This window comes from Glutamicibacter sp. (genome assembly GCF_032154645.1).
GTDB lineage: Bacteria > Actinomycetota > Actinomycetes > Actinomycetales > Micrococcaceae > Glutamicibacter.
Genome location: NZ_JALDXV010000024.1, coordinates 40,753 through 47,977, shown reverse-complemented (window position 1 = coordinate 47,977; position 7,225 = coordinate 40,753). Strand labels below are relative to the sequence as shown.

Genomic DNA, 7,225 nt, shown 5'->3' with positions numbered 1-7,225 from the left:
TAACCTAATGTGGTTTGAGGCTCTAACACAGTGTGTTGGAGCCTCACCCGTTTAAGCCGTAGTTTCGGAAGACAGGATCCGAGACTCAATGCTAGGCTCTGGAAATGCGCCGACTCGTTTACTGTGTTGCTTCCACCCTCGACGGATTCATCGCCGGCCCAGACGGTGGCGATCCCACAGGCCCCGATGGCTTCTGGCCTGTTTCAGCCGACTACCTTCAATATCTGGTGGCTACCTACCCTGAGATTCTACCTACAGGGGCGAGAACTGCTCTCGGCGTGGAAGCTGCAGGAACGCACTTTGATACTGTCCTCGAGGGAAGCCGAAGCTACCGCATTGGACTAGAGGTTGGAGTGGTGGACGCCTTTGAACACCTTCGGCATATTGTCTTCTCCAACAGCCTGCCGGCATCGGAGCAGGTAGAGATCGTCGATGCTGATCCGCTCGAGACCGTACGGAAACTCAAAGCGGATGAAGGCAAGGACCTGTGGCTGGTAGGAGGGTCAAGCATCGCCGGAACCCTGTACCCAGAAATTGACAGCCTTATCCTCAAACTGGCTCCGCTGACTATTGGGTCCGGTATTCCGCTGTTTGGCAAAGAATTCGAGCCGACCTCATGGACATTGCGAGATACGCACCAGACTGAGAGCGGTGCACTGTTCCTTACCTACGACCGGCAGCCATCACAGTAGCGGGATCGACATACCCCTAATTTCTCGCATGCTCAAGGACTGACCGCGTAGCGTAGGAGATATGGACACGCTCTTCTACGCACATCGCGGCAGCTCCCACAAATTCTCTGAAAACACCCGTGCCGCCTATCTTCAAGCCATCGATGAAGGTGCTGACGGAATTGAATGCGACGTCCACCTGAGCAAGGACGGGATCGTCGTCTGCCACCACGACCCCACCGTAGACCGCACCTCAGATTCAACGGGGCTGGTCGCCTCCCGAACACTCGAAGAACTCAAAGCCTTGGATTTCACCAATGTAGTTCCATCGGTGATCCCCGAACAATATGGCAGGGACAACGAGCAGCTGCTGAGCCTAGCGGAACTGCTCCACCTCATCGACACTCGAGGCGTGAGCATCGGGCTCGCGGTGGAAATCAAACATCCAAGCCCCTTTGGCCACCTGCTGGAAGACGGCGTCCTGAAGGTACTGCATGACTTCAACTTCGACCCGCAGACGGGCCTGGCGGGAAGAAATGCTCAGATCTCGGTCACGCTGATGAGCTTCGAACCTGAATCGCTGCGCTACCTTGCACGCACGGTCAATAAGGACCTACTGTGCCAACTGATCACCGAAGTTGATGGAGAATGGGTAGAGGAACTTCTCTCCACTGGTCAAGTGGGGAGAGCGGCGGTCTACGAGGTCTTGTATCGATCGGTGGCCGAAGGCATAGAGCTGATCAATGCCGGAGGAGCCGGAATCATCGGACCCGGTGTTGCCTGGACCCGCGCCAATGAGCATCTAGTGCGACAGTGGCTGGGACAGGGGCTCAAGGCACGAATCTGGACCGTTGACCGCCCGGCCGACGCGCTATACCTGACAAAGCTCGGCGTTGGTCAGCTGACCAGCAACCGGCCGGCAGAATTACGTAGAGAACTGGAACTGAACTAACTATCATGAGCACCTCAACCGCGACCCAGGACAACCTGTACCTGGAGGACACCTACCGCTTCACTGCGGAAGCCACCGTGATCGCCGCCGGCACCGACGAGGACGGAGCATGGGTGGCAGTGAGCCCCAACATCTTCCATCCCCGCGGCGGCGGACAGCTTGAAGACAAGGGAACCATCAACGGCGAAGAAGTCAACGTCGGCCGCAACGAGGACGGACTGGTGATCCTGCACGGCGCCGCAGATCTGGCAGTCGGGGATGCAGCCTCCTGCGCAGTGGATGAAGAGTCACGCCTACTCAACGCGGCCCTGCACACCGCAGGTCACATCCTTGGCTTCGCAGGGGAAGACCGCGGATGGCAGCACAAGGGTCACTCGCACTTCCCGGGCCAGTCGCGCCTGGACTTCGACCCAGCCAGCGTCGACCTGCCGCTGGGAGATGACGCTGAACGCGCCGCAGCCAAGGCTTGGCTGCAGGAGCGAGTGAACGAACTGATCGCCAACGGCGGAGCGGTCAGCGCCGTCATGGACGAGCGGGGAGTCCGCACGGTCACCATCGAGGGAGTCAACGCAGAGCCCTGCGGCGGCACCCACGTCAACAACGTGAATCAGCTGGCCGACGTCGTCATCGGCGAAGCCAAGGTCAAGCGTGGAGTGTACAAGGTAAGGTACGATGCCCGCCACGCAGGCTAAATGGCTGACTCCGGCAACCAAGATGGGCCTGTCCATCGCCATTGCCACGGGTCTTTATGGAATCTCCTTCGGAGCGCTGTCCATCGCCGCGGGCCTGAATCTCTGGCAGACGGTCGCACTGAGTGCGCTGATGTTCACCGGCGGATCCCAGTTTGCCTTCATCGGCGTGATCTCCGGCGGAGGAGCTGCCTCGGCGGCGTTCTCCGCCGCCTCGCTGCTGGGCATCCGCAATGCCGTTTACGGGATGCAGATCAAGCAGACCCTGCGGCCCACCCCAAGGTGGGTTCCGTGGATGGCGCAGGTAACCATCGACGAGTCCACCGCGGTGAGCCTGGGGCAGTCGGACATAGCAGAGAAGAAGCGCGGCTTCTTCACCGCTGGCGTTGGCGTTTACGTGCTGTGGAACCTGTTCACGCTCGTCGGCGCACTGCTCGGCGAACGGATGGGAGACCCCGCCGCCTGGGGCCTGGACGGGGCGGCGGTGGCGGCGTTCATCGGGCTGCTGTGGCCAAGGCTCAAAGCGACCGAACCGGTACTCATTGCCTTGGCTGCGGCGGTGGTCACCGCCATCGCCGTACCGTTGACGGCGCCGGGCCTGCCGATCTTGATCACCGCAGCCTGTGCGGCGTTGTACGCGGTATTCACCGCCAAGCGAGCGCCGTCCGCCACGGAACACGGGGACTTGCAAAGCGTGAATGTGGATGAAAGGGAGAAGCCATGAGTGAACTCAGTTGGTGGATCCTCGCAGCCTGCCTTACGGCCTACGCTGTGAAGCTCTGCGGCTACTTCGTTCCACGCAAGGTTCTGGACTCGCCCACGATGTCTCATGTGGCTGCCACGCTGACCATTGCACTGCTTGCTTCCCTGGTCACCGTCAACGCGGTGACCAGCGGGCAGCAGCTGGTGATCGATGCGCGCATCGGAGCCTTGGGCGCAGCCATTGTTGCCCTGATTTTCAAGGCGCCATATCTGGTGGTGGTGATCGTCGGAGCATTGGCCGCCATCGCGTTGCGCGCGACCGGCCTTGCCGCCTGAACCGCGGCTGCATCCCGTCTCCTTCGAGGCGGGATGCAGATTTTTAAGCGGCCTTAGTGGGTCGGTCGGGTGGTACGCCAGAATCCGTTGATGGCGATGACAAGAATCGTCAACAGACAAATGACTGCCACCGCCGCAAAGATTCCTGCAACGCTGGCCAGTGCACCGATTTGTGACACCGCAAAAGATGCAATGGTGAGAATCAGAAGAAGCAATACGAGGATCTTCTGCCGCCTGAGGACGCGCTGTTCGTGAGTCATTGTGTTGATCCTTCCTTTGAGAGCAGTACCTGATTCTGCCTGGCGGGGGCGGCCGTGCACGACGAAGCGATCAGCTGCTCCTGCCTGTTTTCACCATAGCCCCGCCCGGAAGTTTCGGATAGGGCGCAACACATTGGAAAAACCAGATCGACGGTGGGAAAGTTGAAGCATGATCGTAGCTTTTTCTGTAGCACCCAGCAATGACAACCCAGATGGCTCGGTGCATGACGCTGTGGCCGAAGCAGTGAAGATCGTCCGCGAATCCGGCCTGCCCAACCGCACCAGCTCCATGTTCACCGAGATTGAAGGTGAATGGGATGAAGTTATGGACGTGGTCAAACGTGCCACATTCGCCGCCGGAAAGTTTGGCTCGCGCGTTGCCTTGGTCCTGAAGGCAGATATCCGCCCGGGCTACACCGGCGAGATCGACGGTAAAATCGAGCGCCTTGAAAAGGCCATCGAAGAGTCGGAATAGTATCCCAGTGGCGGTGTGAAAACACCACGTCCAGAAAGATCACCTGCGTTGGCATGCTGGCCAGCAGGTGATTTTTCTGTATTACGAGGGTAAATCGGATTACGGCGTGCTGGTATCCAGCGAAATGATCTCGAGGCGTACATTCTCACTCTCTAAAGGCTGAGCCCTTGGGTAACCTGCGTAGCTATGCCACAGTTGGTCGTGAACAAGGAGCCAAGCCTCGAGATTTCAGAGATGACGCAGTGAGGGGACGCATATGGTTTCCGACGCCAAAATTGTCCATGACACGATCCATGCAAGCCAGCTGGTCAATGTTCCAATAAGCGAAATTTGGGATGCCTACGAAGATACGTCTCGGCGTGCCATCTGGGGTGTTCCCGACGGTGACTCGATCATTTATGAAGAATCAAGATTCTATGAAGGCGGACAGGACCGCTATCGCTGCGGCCCCGCCGACTCGCTACGCTATTGCGTTCAATTAGAGTATGTGAAGATTGTTCGGGGGGAGCTCATCGTTTATACAGAAACGGTCAGGGACGGCGGGTGCACGCTATCTTCATCCTTGGTGACTTGGGATTTCACGCAACGTGAAGGCGGCATCGCAGTTTCTATAACCTGCCAAGTTGTTTCATTCATTGGACGCGAAATGATTGATGGGAATCGCAATGGTCATGAAACGACGCTGGAGCAGCTGGTGTCGTACCTTGGTGAGGGTACCTAGGTGCAATTTTCCCATGGAACGAAGAACTCGAGATCTGCTGAAAGTTGTGGCCTTGAAAATAGATGATTTCATCTTCGCTCCCGCAGTGCGTGGAACGTTCTTTCGTGCGGTAGATCCGAACTATCGCACATATGCATTATCTGGCTCTAGAGCGGCCGGGCGATATTCCCGCGCGGAACAGCCGACGCTTTACCTAAGCTCGTCCCTAGCAGGGGTTGAGGCCGCAATGACCGCGCACAAAAATGCACGATCGGCTGAGCTCCAAACGCTCCAGATGGATGTTGCAGCGTCGAGAATTATTGACCTGCGTGATGTACAAGCATTGTCGAAGATTGGCATTGATCTCGAGGATGCCATCGCACCTTGGCAGGATGTTGTTGCCCGGGGTGGAATTCCCAGTTCGTGGTTGGTCCGAGATCGGCTGATCGATGTGGGCGCCAACGGGATTATTGATCCATCCCGAACCAAACCCGGTCTGTGGCATCTGGTGCTATTTCGCTGGAATGAGCATGATGCACCGACAGTCCGCCTGACGCACCCGGAATGACCGATTAGAAGTGTCCATAATTTGCTGCAGATGACTGTGAAACAGCGGAGTTTACAGCTTCGAAAACTTCACACTTTGGTCAAACATCAGCCGTCTAGATTTCCTATCAATTTAGGGCATCAGCTGAGTGGTGGCGAACCGCTGGTGCCTCTTTTAGTTTTGAATCAGGTGCTGCCAGCAGGTTCGTTCTTTGAGGGTGGGCGGCGGCAATATTGGCGAATCTTTGGGCTGTGGTTTACAACCTGCCACGACGATTTTAACCAGTGATTTTGCGGCCGAACTGCCCAAGGAGCTACTTACTCCAGCAACGCCCAGGATCGCCAGCTGAATATGCAGCAAGTATTCGTTGTCCAGGTCTGCTCGGACCACTTCGGCGTCCCTAGCGAGGGCGAGTATTCGCTGCGCACCGCGGATGGTCTGCGCGTGCAGCTCACCGAATCTGCATGAACCGTCCAAGGGTTCAACCAGCAGTTGCGCGAACGCCGCATCGCATCCTTGGGCTTCTGCAAGATCGTATAAGTAGGCCTCGAAAGCTCCCCATGGATCGGTTTCGCCCATTGCTTCCAGATTCTTAACTCTGATGGCCCACTGGCTGAAACGTTCTCCGAAAAGTTCGTCGATTAGTGCGTCAAGAGTGGGGAACCGCCGATAGACGGTGCCCACGCCCAGTCCGGCTTCGGACGCAATCTGCTCGAGGGTTACTTCCATGCCTTGGCGGGCAAAAAGCTGGCTCGCGGTGTCAAGAATGATCTGCTTGTTCTTTGCTGCGTCTGCGCGCAACGGACGCTGGGCGGTGGACTGCTGACGGTTGGCGTTGATCACCACTCAAGCGTAGAGTATGTGGAATATTTCTTCCACATAGATCTGGCTCATCCCAGAATCACTGAAAGTCAAAGGTGTGAATTTATGCCACAGGCAGCCATCTATCGCCGGTTCGGAGACAGCAGTGTCCTCGAAATCGTGGACCAGCCATGGCCGGAGCCAGGGCCCGGCATGGTCCGAGTTCGTGTTGACTACACGAGCGTCAATCCGGTGGATATCAAGTACCGTTCGGGCGTACTGAGGGAGGCTGCAGAACTTGAACAGCCTGCCATCACAGGAATGGATCTGTCCGGCGTCATTGACGCCGTGGGGGAGTACGTGGACGGCCTGAATGTTGGAGACCGTGTGGCGGGCATGGCGCCTGGCGGCTCCGCCGCAGAGTATGTCAGCACTTACGCGGCTGCCTTGACCAAGGTGCCGGTATCTCTGGAATTGAAGCTGGCTTCCACCATCGGCGTAGGAGGTAGCACTGCGGTGCGTGCGCTGGGCCTGGCCAATGTGGGCGATGGCGATCTGATCTTCGTCGACGGAGCTACCGGTGGAGTTGGTACGTTCCTGACTCAGCTGGCGCTGGCAAACGGTGCGAAGGTCGTGGCCACTGCCTCGGCGCGCAACCAGGAGTATCTGGCCTCCCTAGGTGCAACCGCGATCGACTATGCGGGGGACTGGGAGGCCGAGGCTCTCGCCGCGGCAGGCGGCGAAACCTACGCCGCCGCATTTGATCTGTCCACCGGGGGAAAATTCGAAGCGTTGCAGCGCCTGACCGGGGATGCATCCAAGGTAGTGACCCTGGTTGATCCGGCAGTGGCGCAGGGCGGCGGCATCCTCGTGTTGGGAACCGAACCAGGCTTCGAAGGGGCCTTGGATCAGGTTGTCGAGGCCGTCGACTCTGGAAAAGTCAGCGTTCCGATCGCCGCAGAATTTGAACTGGCCGACATCGCCAAGGCCCAGGACATGGTGGCTGAAGGCCACGTTCGAGGCAAGGTCCTCGTGCGAATCTCCAAGTAGCGTTTCCCGGATGGCGGCGTGGACTGCACTATTTTCTGGCGC

General features: G+C 58.0%; 11 protein-coding genes. 9 read left to right on the top strand and 2 right to left on the bottom strand.

All coding sequences use genetic code 11. The annotated features are described in order from the left end of the window. Positions 1–104: 104 nt before the first annotated feature. The 5 genes from RUH64_RS15415 to RUH64_RS15395 all read left to right on the top strand — a co-directional run bounded on the left by RUH64_RS15415 (position 105) and on the right by RUH64_RS15395 (position 3,350). Positions 105–692, top strand: coding sequence for a dihydrofolate reductase family protein (locus RUH64_RS15415; RefSeq protein WP_313814562.1), 588 nt, complete (start codon positions 105–107; stop codon positions 690–692). A 61-nt stretch (positions 693–753) separates the two neighbouring features. Next, positions 754–1,623 (top strand): glycerophosphodiester phosphodiesterase family protein, encoded by an 870-nt coding sequence (locus RUH64_RS15410; protein ID WP_313814561.1) that lies wholly within the window; start codon positions 754–756, stop codon positions 1,621–1,623. 5 nt (positions 1,624–1,628) lie between these two features. Continuing rightward, the gene (locus RUH64_RS15405) at positions 1,629–2,315 is read left to right on the top strand and encodes a hypothetical protein (protein ID WP_313814560.1); all 687 of its coding nucleotides are present in this window, start codon (positions 1,629–1,631) and stop codon (positions 2,313–2,315) included. Further along, positions 2,296–3,036, top strand: coding sequence for an AzlC family ABC transporter permease (locus RUH64_RS15400; protein WP_313814559.1), 741 nt, complete (start codon positions 2,296–2,298; stop codon positions 3,034–3,036). The genes RUH64_RS15405 and RUH64_RS15400 overlap by 20 nt, the downstream gene beginning before the upstream one ends. Beyond that, complete coding sequence (locus RUH64_RS15395) at positions 3,033–3,350, top strand: AzlD domain-containing protein (protein WP_313814558.1); 318 nt, start codon at positions 3,033–3,035, stop codon at positions 3,348–3,350. The genes RUH64_RS15400 and RUH64_RS15395 overlap by 4 nt, the downstream gene beginning before the upstream one ends. 53 nt (positions 3,351–3,403) lie before the next feature. Here the strand turns inward: RUH64_RS15395 and RUH64_RS15390 are convergent, their stop codons facing one another. After that, positions 3,404–3,610, bottom strand: a complete 207-nt coding sequence (locus RUH64_RS15390) for a hypothetical protein (protein ID WP_313814557.1) — start codon at positions 3,608–3,610, stop codon at positions 3,404–3,406. Between the two features lie 169 nt (positions 3,611–3,779). Between RUH64_RS15390 and RUH64_RS15385 the strand changes: the two genes are divergently transcribed. The 3 genes from RUH64_RS15385 to RUH64_RS15375 all read left to right on the top strand — a co-directional run bounded on the left by RUH64_RS15385 (position 3,780) and on the right by RUH64_RS15375 (position 5,353). Beyond that, entirely contained in the window at positions 3,780–4,085 is a 306-nt protein-coding gene (locus RUH64_RS15385) for a thiamine-binding protein (protein ID WP_313814556.1), read from the top strand. A 256-nt stretch (positions 4,086–4,341) separates the two neighbouring features. Further along, on the top strand, positions 4,342–4,806 hold the full coding sequence (locus tag RUH64_RS15380; RefSeq protein WP_313814555.1) for an SRPBCC domain-containing protein: 465 nt from the start codon (positions 4,342–4,344) through the stop codon (positions 4,804–4,806). A 13-nt stretch (positions 4,807–4,819) separates the two neighbouring features. Then, entirely contained in the window at positions 4,820–5,353 is a 534-nt protein-coding gene (locus tag RUH64_RS15375) for an RES domain-containing protein (protein WP_313814553.1), read from the top strand. A 153-nt stretch (positions 5,354–5,506) separates the two neighbouring features. Here the strand turns inward: RUH64_RS15375 and RUH64_RS15370 are convergent, their stop codons facing one another. Continuing rightward, positions 5,507–6,175: a TetR/AcrR family transcriptional regulator gene (locus RUH64_RS15370; RefSeq protein ID WP_313814552.1), complete on the bottom strand. Its 669-nt coding sequence runs from the start codon at positions 6,173–6,175 to the stop codon at positions 5,507–5,509. Positions 6,176–6,259: 84 nt separating this feature from the next. Between RUH64_RS15370 and RUH64_RS15365 the strand changes: the two genes are divergently transcribed. Further along, entirely contained in the window at positions 6,260–7,183 is a 924-nt protein-coding gene (locus tag RUH64_RS15365) for an NADP-dependent oxidoreductase (RefSeq protein ID WP_313814551.1), read from the top strand. Positions 7,184–7,225 lie beyond the last annotated feature (42 nt).

Bases quoted from the DNA above. Each gene is read 5' to 3' on its own strand.
- RUH64_RS15415 (WP_313814562.1), top strand. From the start codon at position 105: ATGCGCCGACTCGTTTACTGTGTTGCTTCCACCCTCGACGGATTCATC.
- RUH64_RS15410 (WP_313814561.1), top strand. From the start codon at position 754: ATGGACACGCTCTTCTACGCACATCGCGGCAGCTCCCACAAATTCTCT.
- RUH64_RS15405 (WP_313814560.1), top strand. From the start codon at position 1,629: ATGAGCACCTCAACCGCGACCCAGGACAACCTGTACCTGGAGGACACC.
- RUH64_RS15400 (WP_313814559.1), top strand. From the start codon at position 2,296: ATGCCCGCCACGCAGGCTAAATGGCTGACTCCGGCAACCAAGATGGGC.
- RUH64_RS15395 (WP_313814558.1), top strand. From the start codon at position 3,033: ATGAGTGAACTCAGTTGGTGGATCCTCGCAGCCTGCCTTACGGCCTAC.
- RUH64_RS15390 (WP_313814557.1), bottom strand. From the start codon at position 3,610: ATGACTCACGAACAGCGCGTCCTCAGGCGGCAGAAGATCCTCGTATTG.
- RUH64_RS15385 (WP_313814556.1), top strand. From the start codon at position 3,780: ATGATCGTAGCTTTTTCTGTAGCACCCAGCAATGACAACCCAGATGGC.
- RUH64_RS15380 (WP_313814555.1), top strand. From the start codon at position 4,342: ATGGTTTCCGACGCCAAAATTGTCCATGACACGATCCATGCAAGCCAG.
- RUH64_RS15375 (WP_313814553.1), top strand. From the start codon at position 4,820: ATGGAACGAAGAACTCGAGATCTGCTGAAAGTTGTGGCCTTGAAAATA.
- RUH64_RS15365 (WP_313814551.1), top strand. From the start codon at position 6,260: ATGCCACAGGCAGCCATCTATCGCCGGTTCGGAGACAGCAGTGTCCTC.